This is a genomic window from Spirosoma sp. (assembly GCF_026391055.1).
GTDB lineage: Bacteria > Bacteroidota > Bacteroidia > Cytophagales > Spirosomataceae > Spirosoma.
The window spans coordinates 323,274-343,629 of record NZ_JAPLET010000017.1; the positions used below are offsets into that span (position 1 = coordinate 323,274).

Below are 20,356 nucleotides of genomic sequence, written 5' to 3' on the forward strand. Positions count from 1 at the left end.
GAAACCAGGATCGGGCTTTTTTATGAATGCTTTTTATAAAGACTAATAGAACTTAGCCCGGCGGTCTTCAACTTTGGCCGCATCTTTAATGGCTTCGTTAATATAGAAACCAACACGCTGGGTGTTGTTTTGCTGAATTTGTGTCTTATATAGCGCATAGTCGGCAACAGCAGGTGCAGGCGTCAGTGAAACGGCTTCCATTATAAGAACACCGCCTTCGCCAGCAAATGGCTTCGTACGCTTACCGGGCTTCAGACCAAACGCTTTTCCGAGTGCAACGGGGTCAACACCAGCGCTGCGGAGGAAACCCGTTGCCAGGTTAATATCCTCAACGGTTTCGACCAGAGCACCGGCTCCGTATTTCTGCGAGATGGATTCCAATGTGCCGCTGGCATTACCAAGCTTGCTGATAATCTGCTCACCTTTCAGTTCGTTACGAACTTTAGCGGTCAGCTCATTACGGAAATCGTTGATGCTCACTTTGTCTTTGGCGGTCTTGTTAGTCAGGACCGCAATTACATACTGATCACCTACTTCAAACGGTTCAGAGACTGAGTTTATATCCGTTTTGTCGTTAAACGCCCAGCGAACAATCTGCCGCACTTCCGAACCCGTTAACGCATTGATCTGGTTAGCGCCTTCAGGAATACGATCTGCCGTAGCAACGACCAGCGATTTATCTTCTTTTACCTTGGCGTCGAACTCTTCTTTGGTATGTACGTCCGATGCAAACTGATCTGCTTTGCGAAGCGCTTCATCGCGCGTAGTCTGGCTTGGCGTGATTGCCTTGCCAATGGCTGCAATGCGATAAAGTACGTTTGTTTTAGGCTGTGTCACGTTGATGATGTGGTAACCGAACTCGGTCTCGACAAGGCGAGGGATAAGACCAGCCGATGTAGCACCAAATACGGCCGTTTCAAACGGCTTCACCATCTGTCCATTGTTCTTGAAATAACCAAGGTCGCCACCAACAGACCGGGAACCATCGTCGCTGTTGGTCTGTGCCAACGCTTCGAAGCTGGCACCACCCTGAATCTGCTTCAGGATACCTTCTGCCCGGCGACGTGCATCGGCTTTTGCTGAGTCGGCCAACCCTTTCGTCTGAATAAGGATATGGCTGGCGCGGGCCGTGAAGTTGGTATCTCTCTTAGTACCGCCGTACTTATAGATGAAATATGTGTTGCCTTCGCGGAAAGGACCATAAATACCACCGGGGGCAAATGTTGGAATAGCGGCACGAAGTTGTTCCGGCATCTCGCCAGCCGTCAGGTAAAGCGGCACCCGAACGTCGCTGTTTTGCTGGGCAAATGTAGAATCGTTGGTGGCAGCACCTAAGCCACGAGCCAGTGATTTGATTTGCGTATACAGAGCCGAGCTATCTTCTTTAGACGGTGCGACCGAAAACGTTACGTACTGAATAGACCGACTGTCGGAGCCGGGGTACTCATCTTTATGTTTAGAGAGGTAATCTTCCAGTTGCGAATCCGTCACTTTCACCGTCGTGTCGTTGATGGTGTAGTACGGTACGAACAGGAATTTTACATTGGCTTTCGAATTCTGCGCCTGGTATTCTTTTTGAGCTTCGGCCGTGGTGGCAAAAACCGACAGGCGCATCAGGCCTTCGTATTTTTCACGAAGCCGATCGGAAGCCAGGTTTTTCTCGAAGCTGGCCCAGGCAGCCTGCTGCTGAGCCGGTAAATTCTTGAGCCCTTTCAAGTAACTGATAATGGAGCTTTTGTCGAATACACCCGTTTGCGGATTTGTAAACGCCTGACGAACGGCGGGGCTGATGTTGTTACCCTGTACCATGTCGACCAGTTCCTCACTCGTAACCTGAAGGCCCAGCTTGTCGAACTCTTTCTGATAGGCAATTTCAAACAATAGCTGATTCCAGGCTTGTTCCCGAATCTGTACAAGATCCTGATCGACAGGAGCCCGGCCGCTTTGCTGTTCAAACTGCGCCCTAAGTTCGTCTACCTTGGCATTGAATTCCTGATAATCAATGGATTGGCCGGCAATCTCACCAACTTCTTGCTGATTTCCGCCGAAGAGCAAACTACGGCCTCCGAGCAAGTCACCACCCACAATGAACAGAATCAAACTGACGGCAATAATACCAACAGCCAGTCCCGAACGTTCTCTGATCTTATTAATGACAGACATTTCGCTTTTAACAGTCAATTTAGCCCGCAAAATAACAATTTTCCCCGTTGGAATACAAGAGCTAATTGTATATCTATCCTCAAATCTGAGGAAAAGGCTCTACAGTCCTCTTAACAAATAAGGTGCCGACTTTTCTATGAAAGCCAGCACCTTATCAATTTCCTAAACAAGAACGCGTTATCTAGTCGTTGTCCCGCTTCAGCTTATCACCTGCTTTATCAAAGGCATCGCCTATTTCGCGACCGGCCTGTTTAAAACCTGATTTCACATCCTTCCAGGCATCAGCCGTTGCGTTCTTGGCGTGGTCGATATCTTCGCCCAGTTCTTTCCGCTGCTCTTCCAACTTTTCGCGCTGACGATCCGTTTCAGCCTTTGCTTTATCGCTTTGTTTGTCGGCTTTAGCCTTCAGCTCGTCAATTTTAGCATCCAGTTTATCCTTCTGTACGTTCATTTTAGCCACTGCTTCATCCCGTTCGCGCCGGAAATCGGCAGCTGCTTCGTCGGACTTGGCTTCGACTTTATCACCAGTTTCTTTCAAGTCCTCCCGAGCTTCAGCCGTTGCGTCTTTTGTATCGGCAGAGATAGCATCGCCTGTTTTTTCGAGGGCATCTTCGGTCCGGGATTCATTCTTGTTGTCAGAACCACAGGCTTGTACTAAAGCCAGTGAAGCTACCAGCATAAGGATACCAGCGGTCTGTTTAATGCGTGTCAGTGTTAATGGATGTTTAATCATAATCGTATTGAGTAAGTTGATTCTTACAAACTAGTTGGCAAATGGTATGCCAGAAATCTGGTTTGTGTTGTGCCGGGAACCCCGACGGGATGAAAGCCGACAATGCTTTTATCGCCCGTTCGTATTAATTTTTCCACTTAATGGCACAGCCGATGGGCTTAGTAATGGGCGACTGCACCGGCTTGCCAGCGAGTAGACTACTGACGGCTTCGTCGATGTATCGACGCTGCACGCTGCTTCCGTCCTGTGGACTATCGTCAATGGTTCCTACGTACTCAACGATGAACTGCCCTCCCGTTTGTTTCAGCACAAACACTTCGGGGGTTCGGGTAGCGCCAAAGGCTTTGGCGGTTGCCTGTGTTTCGTCCATTGCATAGGCAAAGGGATAGTTCTTTTCGCGCGAACGAGCCTGCATGTTCTGAAAGGAGTCGTCGCTGTAGGCTTTGGGGTCGTTGGGCATGACCGCGAGCACTGGATAGCCCTGCGTCGCGAATTTCCGATCGAGGTTAATCAGACGATCTTCGTACGCTTTCGCAAACGGGCAGTGGTTGCTCATAAAAACAACAATTACGCCCCGCTGGTCCTTGTAATCGGCCAGGGTAATCTGGCGGCTATCCACATTCCTAAGCCGAAAGTCAGCTACGACATCGCCCAGACTGTATCCTTTCGGATTCTGCGCCCTAATAGCCAGCGTGCTTTGTAAAATCAGGATGGCGGTACATAACCAGCTTATGAATGCTTTCATTGCGATTTTCGATACGTTTAGTAATTAGATAACAAACCTAGCAGAAAGATTAACGTATCCCCGAATAAACGGGGGTGTTGTGCGGAGAGCAAGTTAAGCGCAGCGGTTCTAACACGGCGAAACGTGGTGGCAATCCGCCTTAACTCTTCTTGCCGTGGATAAACTGCAATTATTCTTTGTCAGTTATGCGATCAGGCCCCCTCCGATTCAATCCTTCTTCTAATGGATTAAATTCAGGATTATATGTGACCACGGGGAGACTCCAACTTCCAGTAATATTTCAATCCTTCTTCTAGTGGATTGGTCCTTGGGAATAATGAGAAGTTGCAACCAGAAATTAGCCCGCAAGAGGGTAGGTTGAGCGTGCGCTATGCGTCAAGTTTTGCTGGGCAGCATATTTAACCGAATAGGCCTTTTGCGGACATGCAATCATGCATATTGGTTTACGTAAGCCCTACACGGCTCTAAATTCGTAGGTATCGGTGCTACCGTTTACTCAATCTGACTTTAAAATTATAGATTATTCCTTGTTTGCTAAACACTGTTCAGTAAGTTTGCATCGTTAATTAACAGATCAATGGGAATTACAGAAAGGAAAGAACGGGAACGGGAAGAGATGCGGCAGCTTATTCTGGAAGAGGCCCTGAAGTTGTTTCTAACTAATGGGTTCGATAAGGTGAGCATTCGTAACATTGCCGATAAAATTGAGTACAGTCCCGCTACGATCTATTTGTATTTCAAAGACAAGAATGAACTGCTGTTTGCTCTGCACCAGCGCGGTTTCGCCAAAATGGTAGCCGAGTTTCAGCCGTTGCGTTTGTTGAGTGACCCCTTCGAAAAACTGGTCGAGATGGGGCGCTCCTATATCCGGTTTGCGGTGGAGAATCCGGAGTTATTCGACCTGATGTTTATCATGACCGCCCCTATGGACAAGCTCGATAAAGAAGACTGGGTGGAAGGCGATCAGGCATTTGGCCTGCTCATGCAGGTAGTACAGGAATGCATGGATGCAGGTATTTTTCAAAAACACGACGTTCAGTCAACGTCGATGATGATCTGGAGTAGCATTCACGGTTATACCGCGCTGTTTCTGCGGAAACGGCTGGGCATGTTTGCCGAATGCGATGTCCCCGTAATTATGGACGATGCTTTCAATCTGTTCTGCGAAACGCTACGGAAAGGCTTATAAAATTTTTTACCCTACCACTAAACACTGTTCATTAACTGACCCATGATTACAAGTCTTATTACCAGATACATTCGCTATCTGGGACTACTAATCCCGCTGTCGATAGCTGCACAGCCCGCTTCAACCAATGTTTCGGCGGTACTGGAAGGATACGTTCGCGAAGGTCTTACCAACAACCTGGCAATCCGTCAGGAGTCGCTGGAGATTAGCCGCGTAACGGAATCCCTTAATCAGGCGAAATCGCTGTTTTACCCACGGGTGGCCTTCAGTCCGACCTATTCGCTGGCCGCTGGTGGCCGACGGCTGGAGTTTCCGGTGGGTGATCTGCTTAACCCCGCTTACAAAGCCCTCAACCAACTTACCGGTGCCGACCGTTTCCCGACAAACATCGAAAACGTTAATCAGTTGCTGGCACCCAACAACTTTCATGACACCAAATTCAGTGTTAGCTACGCTATTTTCAATACGGATATTCAGTACAACTACCTTATTCAAAAACAATTACTCACCTCACAGCAGGCCCGTCGGCGGGTTATTGAAAACGAATTGCGGTACACTATCGCTACGGCTTACTATCAGTATCTGCAAACGCTCGATGCTATACGTATTTTCGAGAGTTCGCGTGAGGTGCTTACCGAGCTGGCCCGCCTGAACGAAAAGCTGGTCCGGAATAACGTGGCAACTAAAGAGGTGGTGACCTCGGCGCGCTACGAAACCAGCAAGCTCGATCAGCAGCTGGCAGTGGCACAGAAAAACCGCGAAACAGCCCGCGCTTATTTCAACTTTCTGCTCAACCGCGACTTGCAGGCACACATCGACGTCGATTCTTCGCTCACGAGAATCCTGCCCGAGTCGCCGGAAAACGTGGTCGATTTACAACGGACTGCCCTGCTGGGTAGGCAGGAACTCAGCCAGGTAACAAGCTCGCTGGGAGCGGCTCAAACGGCGGTAAAACTGGCCGAGGCCAACGCCAACATCCCAAATGTCTTTGTGGGTGCCAATACGGGTTTCCAGGGTTTCGGCTACACGTTCCAGAACCAGGCCTACGTAGTAGCACAGGTAGGTTTGCAGTGGGATCTGTTCCGGGGATACGAAAAACGGTCGAAGATTCAACAGGCTAAAATTCAGGCCAGCGCGCTGCAAACGCGGCTCGCAGAAGTGCAGCAACAGATTCAGTTGCAGGTATTACAGGCCTATTACGACCTCAATGCAGCCACCGAAAGTCTGGCCGCTACGCAGAGCGGGATGATCAACGCCGACCAGACGTTCAGGGTAATTGACAGCAAATACCGGAACGGCCAATCGCTGCTGATCGAGTTTCTGCGCTACCAGAACGACCGGCTGACGGCCCAGCTTCAGCACTCACTGGCGCGTATGGATGTACTCGTAAAACGGGCAGCCCTGGACCGCGTCGTGGCCGTTGGGCAATGAAGTTTCTATCGTTCAATTAAGCTATAGTCCGTTAAAACACCCAAGATATTCGATACCACCCTGGCTTATCGCCTGAAGTAGCTCGCCATCTCGTACCCTTCGCCAAAGCGATATTTTAATTTTTTAGGCAAGTTTTCGTCTAACAGAAGTTTAGGCACGCGCAGCAAAATTAAGTGTTACGGTTGATACGGCTAGATCCAGTACAGCCAGGTCCTGTTCGTATTTAACGGAAGGAAAATCGTCAATAAACTCATTCACAGTATGACCACCTTTAACATAGTCGAACAAGTTTTTAACCGGAACACGCGTGTTTAAAAAACTGGTGTTCCACTCTGAATATCCGGATGTATTGTGATGATCTGGTTCATGATTGACGGTAGTAATGACTTACAAGCCAAGAAACAAACACAACTTAACAAAAGTGTCTTAGTAAACAATTGACCCCATGAAACCTATATATATTCTTCTCTCGCTCTCTCTCGCTGTTGTTGCGTGGGGGTGCAGCAGCAAAGCCGATAAAGCTCCCGCCGATCAGGCAACCCAGTCTGCCGATGATGTCGTTATTCCCGTTAAACTGACCCCCGTGACTACTGTGGTTCGGGCCGAACCCATAATCGCATCGGGTTTGGTTTCCTCGGCGCAGGAAGCCCGACTGTCGTTCAAGGTTGGCGGTATCATCGACCGGATGTTTGTGGAGGAAGGCCAGTCCGTTCGCAAAGGGCAACTGCTCGCCACCCTCGACCTCACCGAAATTAACGCCCAGGTCAGTCAGGCGCAGCTGGCCAATGAAAAAGCCGAACGTGACCTGAGTCGCGTGAAAAGCCTCTATGCCGACACGGCCGCTACCCTCGAACAACTCCAGAACGCAACGACTGGCACCAGCGTCGCGAAACAGAACCTGACCATCGCCCAGTTTAACCGCAACTACGCGCAAATCCGCTCAACGGTAGATGGAACCGTAACCCGAAAGGTAACCAATGCCGGTGAGTTTGTGGGCGCAGGGGCATCGGTCTACCTGATCTCCTCGAACCGGCGGAGCGACTGGGTCGTGCGCGTGGGCGTATCCGACAAAGACTGGGCACGGCTTCGTATGGGCAACCGGGCCAGTATCAGCCTCGACGCCTACCCCGACAAAACGTTTAACGGTACCGTTACGGAGCTGGCACAGGCCGCCGATCCGGTCAACAAGCTCTACGAAGTGGAAGTACGCATCGACCCCGGCACGGCCCGATTCGCGCCCGGCCTGTTTGCCAAAGTAACGTTGGTTCCGGCTCAAAGCGGCACGTATACCGTTGTGCCCGTCGAAGCTATCGTGGAAGGCAATGGCAAAGAGGGCTTTGTGTATGTGCTGGAAAATGCCGGTTCAAAACCGCTGCATGTGCGTAAGCAACCCATACAAATTGGCTATCTGGATGGCGACAAGGTACTGGTGACCAACGGACTGGCCGGTATAAAAGATGTCGTTACGGCAGGTTCCGCCTTCCTTACCGAAGAATCGACTGTTATTGTCAAATAATCCTTTGCTAATCTTTGTGTTGCTCTGTGAATCTCAGTGTAATAACTGTGCCACAGAGATGCACAAAGCTAACACAGAGCTACACTGAGAATCATGAACCTATCATCTTTTTCCGTCAAGAACTGGCAGTTTATGCTAGTGCTGTTTCTGGGAGTGGCCGCGCTCGGCGTTAACTCCCTGCTGAACATGCCTCGGGGTGAAGACCCCGAATTTACAGCTCCCGAGTTTTCGGTAGCCGTCGTCTACCCCGGTACCGATGCCCTCGACATGGAGGAACTGGTCGTTGACCCGGCCGAGAAACGATTCAACGAACTCGATAATATCAAACACGTCATCACCAGCGTAGATGATGGGCTGGCCGTGTTCCGGATTTCCTACGAGTACGGCGAAGACCCCGACGAAAAATACCAGGAAGTGGTACGGGAAGTGGGCGCGCTGAAACAGGAACTCCCATCCGATATTTTCAAGATCGACATCCTCAAATTTTCGCCCTCCGACGTCAACATTGTGCAGGTGGCCCTGCAATCTGAAGTAGCCTCAGACAAAGAGTTGGGCAATTATGCCGATGACCTGAAGAAACGGCTCGAAAAAGTTACGAGCCTGAAGAACGTTCAGGACTGGGGGTATGCTGCCGGTATTGTCCGCGTATCGCTCAACATTGAAAAGATGGCGCAGGAAGGCATCCCGACAAACCGTGTTGTGGGCGCACTGCAAGCTGAAAATGTAAACATTCCGGGTGGCAGCGTTCAGGTAGGCAGCCGGAAATTTAACATTAAAACGGCCGGCGATTACCAGTCGCTGGACGAGATTCGGAACACCATCGTGTCGAGCAATGGGCAGAAGATTATTTACCTGCGTGATATTGCAGATGTCGACTATAACCTCGAAGATGAAACGCACATCACCCGGCTCGACGGTCACCGGGCCGTACTGGTAACGGCCAGTCAGAAAATGGGCGAAAACATCGATAAGGTTGGGAAGAAGATTAACCCGATCATTGAAGCGTTCAGCAAAACTCTCCCATCCCATATCAAATTGGTCAAGAATTTCGACCAGGCAGCCAGTGTCAACAAACGGCTGTCGCACTTTGCGCTCGATTTTGCCATCGCCATTTTGCTGGTGTCGCTCACCTTGTTACCGCTGGGCTTTCGGGCAGCTGTCGTTGTTATGATTTCCATACCGCTTTCTTTATCTATCGGTCTGTCGCTGCTCAATGCGTTTGGTTACAGCATCAATCAGTTGAGCATTGTCGGGCTGATTGTGGCGCTCGGCATTCTGGTGGACGACAGCATCGTGGTTGTTGAGAACATTGAGCGGTATCTGCGCGCCGGGTACTCAAAAAAGGAAGCCGCGATTAAAGCCACCAGTCAGATTACGCTGGCGGTCATCGGCTGTACCGTTACGCTGGTTCTGGCCTTTTTGCCTCTTCTCTTTCTGCCCGAAGCTTCCGGCGATTTTATCCGGTCGCTGCCAATGGCGGTCGTGACCACCATTCTGGCCTCGTTGGTCGTTTCGCTTACCATCGTGCCGTTTTTGTCGAGCCGTATTCTGAAAGAAGAACACAATCCGCAGGGAAACATTTTTATGCGGGCGTTGAAAAAGCTCATCAGCGGGTCGTACAGCCGGTTGCTCAATGTGGCGCTGGCTCGCCCGGTGGTCACGCTGCTGGTGGCGCTGGCTATTTTTGGCGGTGCCTTGTCGCTGGCGGGTAAAGTAGGCTTCGGGTTATTCCCAGCTTCCGAAAAGCCGCAGTTTCTGATCAACATCGAAACGCCCGACGGCAGCAGCCTGAGCGAAACGAACCGGGTGGCGCGATATGTCGAGAGCAAGCTGAAAGGCAACCCCGCCGTCCGGCACTTTACGACGAACGTTGGCCGGGGCAACCCCCGCATTTACTACAACATCATTCAGCGGAATGAATCGGCTAACTTCTCGCAGTTTTACGTACAGCTCAATGACGTAGCACCGCCCGAAAAGCAAGCCCTGATCGATAAATACCGTGATGAGTTTGCGCTGTACCCCAACGCTAAAATTGAAGTAAAGGATTTTGAGCAGGGTCCCAATCAGGAAGCGCCGGTAGCCATTCGGGTATTTGGCGAGAATCTGGACACCCTGCGAACGGTGGCCGCCAGAGTGGAAACCATTCTAAAAAAAACGCCGGGTACGATTTATGTGAACAACCCGCTGGCCAACCGAAAAACGGACCTCCGCGTCAGGATCAATAAAGAGAAAGCGGGTTTGTTAGGCCTGTCCATTGCGGATATTAACCGCACCATCCGCCTGGCCATTGCGGGGCTGAACGTCGGCACTTTCAAAGCACCGGACGACGATGACGATTACACGATCAATGTTACCTTGCCTAAAGGGCGACGATCCGGCACTTCAGCAACAGACCCGTCTGTACTCAACAACTTATACATCAATAGCGTAACCGGTGGCGCCGTGCCCCTTCGTCAGGTTGCCGACCTGCAATTCGAGACGGGCACCAACCTCATCCGGCATTACGACAAAGATCGTTTTGTAACCGTAACGGCCTTCGTCAAAACGGGCTTCCTAGTCGATGATGTCTACACCGATGTGCTGCAAAAACTGGACGCCATGAAGTTTCCCGCCGGTTTCCGCTACATGGCCGCGGGCGAACTGGAAAGCCGGGAGCAGTCGTTTGGTGGTCTTGGGACCATTATCCTGATCACGATTTTCGGTTTCCTGGCTGTACTGATTCTGGAGTTCGGCACCATAAAAAGTACGCTGATTGTGCTGTCGGTTATTCCGCTGGGCATTATTGGAGCCATTGCGGCCCTGCTGCTGACGGGCAATCCGTTTTCGTTCGTGGCCATCATTGGCCTGATTGCCCTGATTGGTATTGAGGTCAAGAACTCGATTCTGCTGGTCGATTTCACCAATCAGCTACGCGAAGGCGGCTTGCCCCTGGTCGAAGCCATCAAAGAAGCGGGCGAAGTACGATTTGTTCCTATCGTTTTAACCTCCCTGACGGCCATTGGCGGACTGATGCCGCTAGCGTTTGAAGGCAATCCGCTCTATTCTCCCCTTGCGTGGGTACTAATTGGCGGCTTGATATCCAGTACGCTCCTTTCCCGGATTGTTACGCCGGTACTGTATAAACTCCTGCCGCCGAGGGTTGAGGTAAAAGCGATTAACCAGGTTGAACAGGAGCCGGTTTTAGCTTAAAATGACAAAGCGTGCCCCGGTTTGAACTAGGGCACGCTTTGTCGTTTCTGTAGTACCGACCGTCGAACCGTCCCGGCCGGGTGTATGTTCTAACAGTTCCTCTTCAGGCCGGTACGGCCGGTACTACGGCCTTACCGTATTACCACTTTCCGCACAATTCGGGTAGCTCCGGCATTAGCACGCAATAGGTACACACCTGGGCTTAGTACCTGCGCCGTCGTAAATACCATCGACCCATCCGCCTGAGTTTGGCTCTGCACAGGAAGCTCACGTCCGGTAAGGGTCGTTAGGCGATAGACAGCGTTCGGCAGGTTACGAACAGCCACCCGGATCGCCTGATTGTCGATCGGATTCCCCAGCAGTTCCATAGCGGGCATCAGGTTATCCATTACGACGGACACAATTGTGGAGTAAGCCGTCTTGCCATCCAAATCAACCTGTTTCAACCGGTAGTAATTGGTACCGCTCAGGGGATGTTCATCGACAAGGCCGTAGTTTTTCGTTGCTTGAGCATCACCCGCAGCCGCTACCCGGCTAATAGATGCGAACTCACGTGCATCGGCACTTCGCTCTACCTCGAAATAAGCACTGTTCGTTTCGTTGGCCGTTGTCCAGGATATGCCTACCGTCTCGCCAACTGCCTTTGCAGTAAAGGAAGTCAGGCGCACCGGTAAAGGACCGGATAGTGTGAAGCGGGCGAAGGTTGGATAGTGATCGGATGTTGTCAGGGCGTAATTGACAACGGCTGGCCGAACCGATGCCACCGAACCGGCTACATAAGACGACGCCAGTTCGTTTGATACCGTCATGTGGTCGATGGCATCGGTAAAGTTCGCATCGGTGTTACAGTTACTGCTGCTCAACTCACTGGAAATAACGGTATAGTTGGGGTCGCTCACGAAATTAGCGTACGACGACGGATTACCGGCAGCAATGGACTGATCGACATCGTCATTGTAATCACCGGCCATAATGAGGCTTACATTTCCATAATTGGCATCAAGTTCAGCTTTCAGATCAATGATATCCTGTTTCCGGCGGTTGTAGTCGGCTTGTGCAGAACCGGATTTGGCGTGAATATCAACGATGTACAGTTTCCGGGTCTGCCCGTCGATGGTTACGTTTGCCACAAACAGGTACGGCAACCGACCCGACGCCCAGGCATCGCTGCGTGGTGTTGCGGTATAACTATACTTGTCGGTGAGCAATGGCTTGCTTTCGGTGGGAATCATTGAAACAACACTTGTCTTGTACATTACGCAGACTTTCTGGTTAAGGCTCGTTGGATTGAACCCCTGCGGATTTCCGTTGGCATCGCATAAGTCCTGAAAGAAGTACGACGTGTATTGATCGGAACAGCTCAGCGCGTATCCGGCGGGGGTATTGGTCACCAGCAGGTTTTTATCGCTCACTTCCTGCAAGATATAGATGTCGGCGTTGAACGCGTCCATTACGGAGCGAACATTCTGCGCCTGAAGCGTCTCATTCGTCGGACCATTATCGGCGTACGTTCGTGAGCCATTGGTACAGGTGTACGAACCGCCATCAAAACCATACCATTCGAGGTTCCAGCTTACTACGCTCAATGTCTGGTCATTGTCGGTAATGACGCGATTGGCCGGGCAGGTCGTAATGGTCGGTGGTGGCGGGGGCACTTCCGAACCTGGAATATCGAAGATGGCGCGGGGATTAAGCTGAACGACATTCTTCGACGCATCGGTCGGTATGTAACGATCGGCAATACCCGTACCGGTCAGGGCACCCGTAGGTTTGGTAGCCCCCACCAGATCGGAGGCACTCGTTACAAACAACTCGGCGGTTCCATCGCTGGTTGTCAGTGGATACGTCCCGGCGGCTCCGCCCTGAAACGTTGCACCCGAGCCGCCAATGGTTGCATTCTGAACCGTTACCAACTACCCTTCGAAGGCACCCGAGGTAAGCTGTGTTACCGTAATAACCTGAGGAGTAACGGGCTGATTTGTATCATTGACCTTTAAAAAGGTAATAACGCCGTTGATTTCTTTTTTCCCCTGAAAAAGCGCCACCGGTCCGCTCACCTGCACCAGGTCGCCGAGCTGCACCTGGTTTCCGTAGCTCGTGGTAGGGTCGTAAACGGCGATACCGCCGGTAGCATCCTGTATGTAAAACAGCTTGCCACCAAACTGGCTGCTCACTGTTACGCGCCCCTGAATGATAACCGTTGTACCGGCCTGCCCCCGAGCTGTAGCGATGGACACAGGTCCGTTCGACACATCGACGCTTCCACTCACTGTCACATTTTGAGAAACAGCACCGGCCACATTTGTGATTGTGCCGTTCACGGCACCGCTGCCCGCCCCCGTAAGCCGGACACTGATGGCTGTAGACGCAATGGTCCCGCCCGACTGCGTCAACGTCTGCACGGTGGCGTAACTGGTACCGTTGTCTTTACTGACTTCATAGCCCGTTGGGGCAGTTATGGTAAGATCACCCGTAAGATTGACCCCGGATATTGTATACGATTTTGCCGTTGACGGTGTACCGGGCACCGTAGCGAAGCTGGGCAGAGAACCCGGTATAACTGAAAGAAGTGGTGCTGTCGGATCGCTGGGGCCGGTGGTGCCGCTCACCTGAATATTGTCAAATCGCCAGGTACCACCCGGCCCGCTGGCCCCGTAGCCATAAATCCGAAAGGTGATAGGCGCACTTAAATTCTGAAAGGCAGTATTGGCGCTCAGCGACACTACCCGCGATGTAAATGAACCATTTGACGTAGGCGAGGTAGTCGATGTTGGCGTTGTGTTGATATCAGCGGTAAAATTATCCAGACTTGATCGCAACACCCACGTTGTTGGCCCCGTACCGGACCGCTGCTCATCGAAACTCAGTTGCGACAGGGCCATGGTATAACTGGCCACCGGCCCGAGGCTAATCTGGATATACTTGTTGGCATCCGGGCTTGTCACATTCCAACCCGTTCCGGTATAGGCCCGGCCTCCCCCATTACCGGCTACAAACGTGACATTGGTTACCTCCGACCCGAAAGCGGCATTATCGGCGGTGATTGTCGATGCAGCAGCAGCGGTCAGCGAGCCGGGTGCTCCCTCAAAATTCCATTGGACCAGCGTTGTCTGGGCAAAGCCAGTAACGGTCATTAGCCACACAGAAGCAGCTAAAAGCACCTGTAAAACATGTTTCATCGTTGAGTAGAATTAGTACACTGTAATTTAATTTTTCTTGTCTGTTGATTACTATAGGGGACCGCATGGCTCCGGCCACTCGGCCGGCGGCCCCCTACAACCAAAAATACATCCGTATCCGTTACGTAATTATTAAGTTTCTGATCTGACGCCCGTTTCCCGGTAAAAACTGACTATCCGGTCATTTCCACACGGATAGACTACCAGCCAATACTTACAGTACAAGCACCTTAATGAACTGTCGACTGTCGTTTAGTTGGATTTCCAGCGAGTATACGCCCTGCGGCAACGGTTGCGCAAAGAGCAGGGCGGCTTCGCCCGGTCTGCGCTCCAGCCGTCCCTCCATTGTCTGACCCGCACCCGATAGTAAGCGAATTACGGCCGTATCAGCATTCCAGAGCCTAATGTGAATTCGGTCGGGGCTGGCCGGATTTGGGTACACGGCTACTACCGGGTCAGACGATCGAACAATGGCCGAGACGGGCTTGTAGGTGTGCGCCGTACCATCAGCATCCAATTGAGTAAGCCGGTAGTAATTGATGCCGGGGCGGGGGTTCATATCCGTTACCCCATAATATTGCCGCTCATTGGAATTCCCCCCGGCAGCAACCTCGCCAACGTAAACATACTCACCAAGATCCGGACTACGATCAACTCTGAAGTGACTGGCGTTACGTTCACTTACCGTTTCCCAGGCCAGTTGAACACGGTCGCCCTGAGGTATTGCTTTGAATGATAGTAAGGTGACCGGTAGTACGCTGGCATTGAGTTGAATCTCATCCAGCTTAAGTGTGCCGCCCCCGGCCGTTGGGTTGCAGGCGTAAATGCGAAACGTTACCGGGCCTTCCTGGTTGGTAAAGCCAGCCCCGTTCAATGCTATCGACGCCACCTGATAGTTTGTTGTGATGCCCTGCGAATAGATATCATTACCAAACCCATCGGCGCTTGATCGAACCGTCAACTGTGTTGGTCCCTGCGCTGAGCGGGCGAAGGCAAAGGATAGCGACGTGAGCGTAATTGTAGCGGTACCAAGGCGCTGAACCGAAAACTGAACGTATTCGGTCTGATTACAGACTGAAGTTGACCAGTTCTGTACGTTAACACCCAAATTGACATAGCCCGCTGTATAGGGATTGACGGCCAGTGGATTTACACCTGTATATGTAACGCCCGATGCGGTGACCAGTCCGCTCGATGTGGTCCCGTTATCATTACCTTCAAACGTCCAGTTGGCCGTAAATGGCGTTGTTTGTGCCCGGACATGTGCAATTCCCACTAACCACAAGAGCAGGCCAACGAAGAGAGCTTTCTTCATACAAAAGCCTCAATGCGTCTATCACATCAAGGCTTTTGCAAGGTATTAATAAAACCCACAAGTCACCTAATAAACAAATTGACCGACTTCACTTTGTATGGTTACCTGTTTACCTATAAAAGTTTCGACCCGCCCAATTATCTGTGCGTCGATGCCGAACGATTGCGAGATGTCGATAACCTGCTGTGCATGAGCTTCGGGCAAATAGATCTCCAGCCGATGTCCCATGTTGAATACTTTGTACATCTCCTGCCAGTTCGTACCGCTCTCCGACTGAATCAATTGGAACAGGGGCGGAATTGGAAACAGATTATCCTTAATGATATGCACGTTATCGACAAAGTGCAGCACTTTCGTTTGCGCCCCACCCGAGCAGTGAACCATCCCGTGAATCTGCGGCCGAAGTTCATCCAGAAGCCGTTTGGCAACGGGCGCATAGGTGCGCGTAGGCGACAGGATGAGTTGACCAACCGTCGTGTCGGCAGCACCGGTCGACACGCTATCCGTCAACCGTTTAGAACCACTGTATATCAATAACTTGTCAATGGCTGGATCAAAACTCTCGGGGTATTGCCCGGCGAGGTAATGAGCCAGTACATCATGGCGGGCCGAGGTGAGTCCATTGCTCCCCATCCCCCCGTTGTAAGTTGTTTCGTAAGTTGACTGACCGGACGACGCCAGTCCAACGATGACATCACCAGCCTGAATTCGGTCATTACTGATTACCTGGTCGCGACGCATTCGGGCGATGACCGTACTGTCGACAATGACCGTGCGCACCAGATCGCCAACGTCGGCGGTTTCGCCCCCGGTGCTATAGATTTCAATACCATGATCGCGGAGCATTTGCAGTACCTCTTCGGTACCGTTAATGATTTCGGCAATGACCTCGCCGGGAATCAGGTTCTTATTGCGGCCGATGGTCGACGAGAGCAACATGGGACCGGTGGCTCCGGCGCAGATCAGATCGTCGGTATTCATCACGACGGCATCCTGCGCAATGCCTTTCCAGACGCTCAGGTCGCCGGTTTCGCGCCAGTACAAGTAAGCCAGTGATGACTTCGTACCGGCCCCATCGGCATGCATAATGGTACAGAAATCCGGATCACCCGCCAGCGTATCGGGCACAATTTTGCAAAAAGCTTTGGGGAATAACCCCTTATCGAGCTGGGCAATGGCGTTGTGAACGTCTTCTTTACTGGCGGAAACTCCGCGCTGGGCATAACGATCTGTCATGCTGCAAAGGTAAGGATAAAAGCCCCCAACCCCCAAAGCAGGCTTTACCAGACGGTATCTGGTTCGTATAAACCCTTCTTGGAGCCAGGGCTTTTCTGCTCCGACAGGTTCTGGCAATAGGGTCATCATCTTGGCGAAGACGGCCGCGTACAAGTAGCTGACCCCGTTCCTCCTGAATCAATCCGAGATGATCCGTTTTTACTTGTAAGAGGCTGTTTGTTCAGCCAGGCGACCTGCCTATCGGCTTAGGCAAGCAATAAACGATTGTGCCTGTTTGTCATTCTGTCTTCAGTAACCGCAGAAATAAAAGTTTTATACGCGATCGGCCTTGTTTTAGTAAACCTAATTAATTAGGATTGCTACATAATTACTACGCCACGATGAAATCAACTTTTGCCAGTACTTAACCACATCTAATTGATTATCAATTGAAACTCACCAAGCCACTTTGTATCCTTTGGTTTATTGGGTGAAAACAACAAAATGGGCTTACAGGGCGTGTTTAGGTCGACAGATCGCAGGCTACCGAAGCTAGTTTTTTGCCTCCATTTCCAGGTTTCGGTTGACACAAGAAACGCCCCACAGGGCAAAGATTTTACAAACGTTCAATTATGAAGAAACTGATCATTCTGCTGTTGTCTATAGTAGCAATTGCTTGTCAGCCCACCAAACCCTTGACGCAAAATAAGAAAACGAGCTTGCTAGGTGGTCGTGGTGGGGAAGGTGGCAAGGGAGCAGCGGAAAATGGGCAACCCGGTAAAGACGGTAAAAGTGGTATTCGTATCGAAAACAAATAAATCGCTCCGCATGGGGTAGCTCTCCGTCGACAGGGGGCACGTCCCGCAGGAGATTTTGCAAGCCAACTAGATGAGGGTGTAGAGGTTCAGGTGAGTTTGTTTAGTTAAGTGACTCGCTCACCATCAACCCTAATGGCTTCAATGCTTGGTAGAAAAAAAATACATATTTATAGTAATGTGTAAATTTTCACATAAAGAGACCTGCACTTACGAGGATCAATTTTTATCCTGGGATGATACAGTTTTTAGCGCCAAAGTTCTCCTCAAAAAACTACCTCTTGATAGCAACCAGTTATGCATTTTTCACAGCAAAAACTTGCAATGGAAAAGGGAGACTAATTTTCACGGTTATCTTTTAGCCTTTATTAATCTTTGTGAGAAGGATAGTCGTATAGAATCAATTGACATTTTAAACATTACACTTGTTGGTAATATCAACAAATCTATTGATTTAAGTAATCGCAGTTTCACTAAACCTTTACAGATAAAATTTTGCATTTTTGAAGACTTTCTTGATTTCAGGAATTCAATATTTCAAAATTTAGTAGATTTTCATAAGTCTATATTTAACGCGTCTGCCCATTTCAATAAATCTAAGTTTTATAACAGAACAGGGATCAATAATTGCACATTTAATAAGCCTGTTTATTTTAATGATTCAGAATTTATAGCTGAATACAGAGACAGCTACTTGAGCTTTACAGAATCTATTTTCAATGAACAAGCCAATTTTTCTGATACTAAATATTTGGGCAAGTACAGTGATGTAAATTTTCAATTGGTACAATTCAAACATAATATATACTTTACAGCGTCCCTATTTGAAAGGCATGTAATTTTCAATGGATCAACTTTTGAAGAAGGTAATGCTGATTTCAGATCTGTCGTATTTGAAAACAAAGTGTTATTTAATGAAAGGGTTCAAAATGGTAAAAAAAATATTGTTTCATTTGACAACGTAGACTTTTCCAATGCACAGTTCAAAAACATAGTAGAGTTTCAAGGGACAATATTCAATAAAAATAGTTCATTTAATAATACTGTTTTGAATCAATCGTTGTTTAGAAACATAACTGTTAATTCAGAGCTATCATTCATTGAATCAGTGTTCGGAATGGGGGATTTTGACAATATATCACTACATGCTGATGGGCGAATTTCATTTAGAGGTTCATCATCAAATAAGATTTTCACAAGGCAAACAAATTTCAATATAAAAGAACACAAAATCAATGGCTATATACTGTTTGAAAATACAAAGGTGTCTTGGATAAGTAAAACGCAAATAGAATTACTTAGATTACTTGAAAAAAATGGCAAACTGTTCTTTCGAGATTGCGAATTCGAAACGAATGTTACTATCATTTCTTACTTTCTTAAAGGAACAACAGGAAATTTTCTTTTATTTAAAAAAATATTTCAAAACCTATCCGACTGGATCGAATTATTCACAAATGGTGTGCAAACTTCTTTAGAGGTTGATTCGAGTCAAAAAAGATCAAATGAAATTAGAATTAAAGTAGTCTGGCTTAGAGACGAAGATTTAGACTTATTCAAAACCTTATCTAAGTATTTTTTTGATTGCCTAAATGAAGAAAAAGATGAAAAGCTTACTGAAATACTGAGTGAAATAACAAGTAATGATTTTCTTAGATCATTTGCGACTGAAGAAAATAATCACTTTCCTAGTTTATCACTTAATTTACAGAGATTATTGAATGATACCATTACATACTTTAAGTTTAATATATACAATAACAAAACGGAGTTGTCAATTAAATCCAACTTGCTTTTAGAAAACAATAACACAAACCTTGAAGAGATTTATCTTTTGCAAATAAAGAATCGCATAAAATCTTTCCAAGAACATTTCGGCATTCATTCAAATTTTACAATTGAATTCATCATGGGCGACAAAAATAGTATCACTAATTCTCAAATGGGTGCTGTAGGCTCCAAAGCTATATCATCTGGTCACAGTTTCCAACAAATCAATAATTCTTTTCCAGAGAATTTAGATTTTGATGGTATCAGAACCCAGCTAAAAATTTTGAGAGAGCATTTGGCAGCTCAGGCAAAAACGCCTGAAGAATATCAATCTATTGGAGAAGTTGCTAAAGCCGAGATTGCGGCACAGAAAAATGATGGAGAGCAAGTTATCAAACACTTAAAAGCGGCAGGCAATTGGGTGGTCGACATTGCCAAAAATATCGGTATAGATTTAGTAGTAGAACTTATGAAAAATTTAATATAATCTGTGCATATAATACTTTGACTTTATGCTTCCATTCCGGGTTTCAACTAACAGGGCGAATGCACCAAAAGTCAACGTTTACATTTGCAGGTCATATCCTGACGGCGGGATGAATGTCGGAGGATGGAGATACCGCAATAATTTGTCTAAAATATGATGTTCAGAAAGGCACAAGCCAAAGATGTTCCAGCCATTGTTCAAATGCTTGCTGATGATGAGTTAGGACAAACGAGAGAAATTTACACCGACCCCCTACCTGCAAACTATTATCAGGCTTTTGAAAACATTGACAGAGATTCAAATCAGGAACTCATTGTTGTTGAGAACGACAAGCTTCAACTTATTGGAACACTTCAGCTAAGCTTCATCCCTTATTTAACCTACCAAGGTGGTATTCGGGCACAAATTGAAGCCGTTAGAGTTCACAAAGAGCACAGAAGTGAGGGCATTGGCAAAGCCTTCTTTTTGTGGGCTATCAGTCGAGCGAAAGAAAGAGGGGCCCATTTATTACAGTTAACGACCGATAAAAAACGACCAGACGCTTTACGGTTTTATGAGAATTTGGGGTTCAAGGCAACGCACGAAGGAATGAAATTGCCTCTTTGAAAA

The 20,356-nt window shown here is 48.8% G+C and carries 15 protein-coding genes; 7 read left to right on the forward strand and 8 right to left on the reverse strand.

Annotated features, from left to right (window positions below; translation table 11 throughout):
* Positions 1–42 precede the first annotated feature (42 nt).
* The 3 genes from NT073_RS10130 to NT073_RS10140 all read right to left on the reverse strand — a co-directional run bounded on the left by NT073_RS10130 (position 43) and on the right by NT073_RS10140 (position 3,641).
* Entirely contained in the window at positions 43–2,163 is a 2,121-nt protein-coding gene (locus NT073_RS10130) for a peptidylprolyl isomerase (protein ID WP_297372582.1), read from the reverse strand.
* Between the two features lie 181 nt (positions 2,164–2,344).
* A complete protein-coding gene (locus NT073_RS10135) occupies positions 2,345–2,896 on the reverse strand; it encodes a hypothetical protein (RefSeq protein WP_297372584.1) in 552 nt (183 codons plus the stop codon).
* A 124-nt stretch (positions 2,897–3,020) separates the two neighbouring features.
* Positions 3,021–3,641, reverse strand: coding sequence for a thioredoxin family protein (locus NT073_RS10140; protein ID WP_297372586.1), 621 nt, complete (start codon positions 3,639–3,641; stop codon positions 3,021–3,023).
* Positions 3,642–4,218: 577 nt separating this feature from the next.
* Here NT073_RS10140 and NT073_RS10145 point away from each other — a divergent pair.
* On the forward strand, positions 4,219–4,830 hold the full coding sequence (locus NT073_RS10145) for a TetR/AcrR family transcriptional regulator (protein ID WP_297372588.1): 612 nt from the start codon (positions 4,219–4,221) through the stop codon (positions 4,828–4,830).
* A gap of 42 nt (positions 4,831–4,872) precedes the next feature.
* The gene (locus NT073_RS10150; RefSeq protein ID WP_297372590.1) at positions 4,873–6,261 is read left to right on the forward strand and encodes a TolC family protein; all 1,389 of its coding nucleotides are present in this window, start codon (positions 4,873–4,875) and stop codon (positions 6,259–6,261) included.
* 150 nt (positions 6,262–6,411) lie between these two features.
* Here the strand turns inward: NT073_RS10150 and NT073_RS33355 are convergent, their stop codons facing one another.
* Entirely contained in the window at positions 6,412–6,519 is a 108-nt protein-coding gene (locus NT073_RS33355) for a hypothetical protein (RefSeq protein WP_366107235.1), read from the reverse strand.
* 187 nt (positions 6,520–6,706) lie between these two features.
* Here NT073_RS33355 and NT073_RS10155 point away from each other — a divergent pair, with 187 nt between their 5' ends.
* Positions 6,707–7,777 (forward strand): efflux RND transporter periplasmic adaptor subunit, encoded by a 1,071-nt coding sequence (locus NT073_RS10155; RefSeq protein WP_297372592.1) that lies wholly within the window; start codon positions 6,707–6,709, stop codon positions 7,775–7,777.
* A gap of 93 nt (positions 7,778–7,870) precedes the next feature.
* Positions 7,871–10,966, forward strand: a complete 3,096-nt coding sequence (locus tag NT073_RS10160) for an efflux RND transporter permease subunit (protein WP_297372594.1) — start codon at positions 7,871–7,873, stop codon at positions 10,964–10,966.
* Between the two features lie 131 nt (positions 10,967–11,097).
* Here the strand turns inward: NT073_RS10160 and NT073_RS10165 are convergent, their stop codons facing one another.
* The 4 genes from NT073_RS10165 to NT073_RS10180 all read right to left on the reverse strand — a co-directional run bounded on the left by NT073_RS10165 (position 11,098) and on the right by NT073_RS10180 (position 16,696).
* A complete protein-coding gene (locus NT073_RS10165) occupies positions 11,098–12,879 on the reverse strand; it encodes an endonuclease/exonuclease/phosphatase family protein (RefSeq protein ID WP_297372595.1) in 1,782 nt (593 codons plus the stop codon).
* Entirely contained in the window at positions 12,880–14,145 is a 1,266-nt protein-coding gene (locus tag NT073_RS10170) for a hypothetical protein (RefSeq protein WP_297372598.1), read from the reverse strand. It abuts the gene before it with no gap.
* A 214-nt stretch (positions 14,146–14,359) separates the two neighbouring features.
* A complete protein-coding gene (locus NT073_RS10175) occupies positions 14,360–15,460 on the reverse strand; it encodes a T9SS type A sorting domain-containing protein (protein ID WP_297372600.1) in 1,101 nt (366 codons plus the stop codon).
* A 66-nt stretch (positions 15,461–15,526) separates the two neighbouring features.
* The gene (locus NT073_RS10180; protein ID WP_297372602.1) at positions 15,527–16,696 is read right to left on the reverse strand and encodes an AIR synthase related protein; all 1,170 of its coding nucleotides are present in this window, start codon (positions 16,694–16,696) and stop codon (positions 15,527–15,529) included.
* Between the two features lie 611 nt (positions 16,697–17,307).
* On the opposite strand from NT073_RS10180, the gene NT073_RS10185 reads away from it, so the two are divergent.
* The 3 genes from NT073_RS10185 (at position 17,308) to NT073_RS10195 (ending at position 20,353) form a co-directional block, all read left to right on the forward strand.
* Positions 17,308–17,493 (forward strand): hypothetical protein, encoded by a 186-nt coding sequence (locus tag NT073_RS10185; RefSeq protein ID WP_297372604.1) that lies wholly within the window; start codon positions 17,308–17,310, stop codon positions 17,491–17,493.
* Between the two features lie 145 nt (positions 17,494–17,638).
* Positions 17,639–19,747, forward strand: a complete 2,109-nt coding sequence (locus NT073_RS10190; protein ID WP_297372605.1) for a pentapeptide repeat-containing protein — start codon at positions 17,639–17,641, stop codon at positions 19,745–19,747.
* A gap of 153 nt (positions 19,748–19,900) precedes the next feature.
* Positions 19,901–20,353 carry a GNAT family N-acetyltransferase gene (locus NT073_RS10195; RefSeq protein WP_297372607.1) on the forward strand — a complete coding sequence of 151 codons (453 nt, stop codon included), beginning with the start codon at positions 19,901–19,903 and terminating at the stop codon, positions 20,351–20,353.
* Positions 20,354–20,356: the final 3 nt, after the last annotated feature.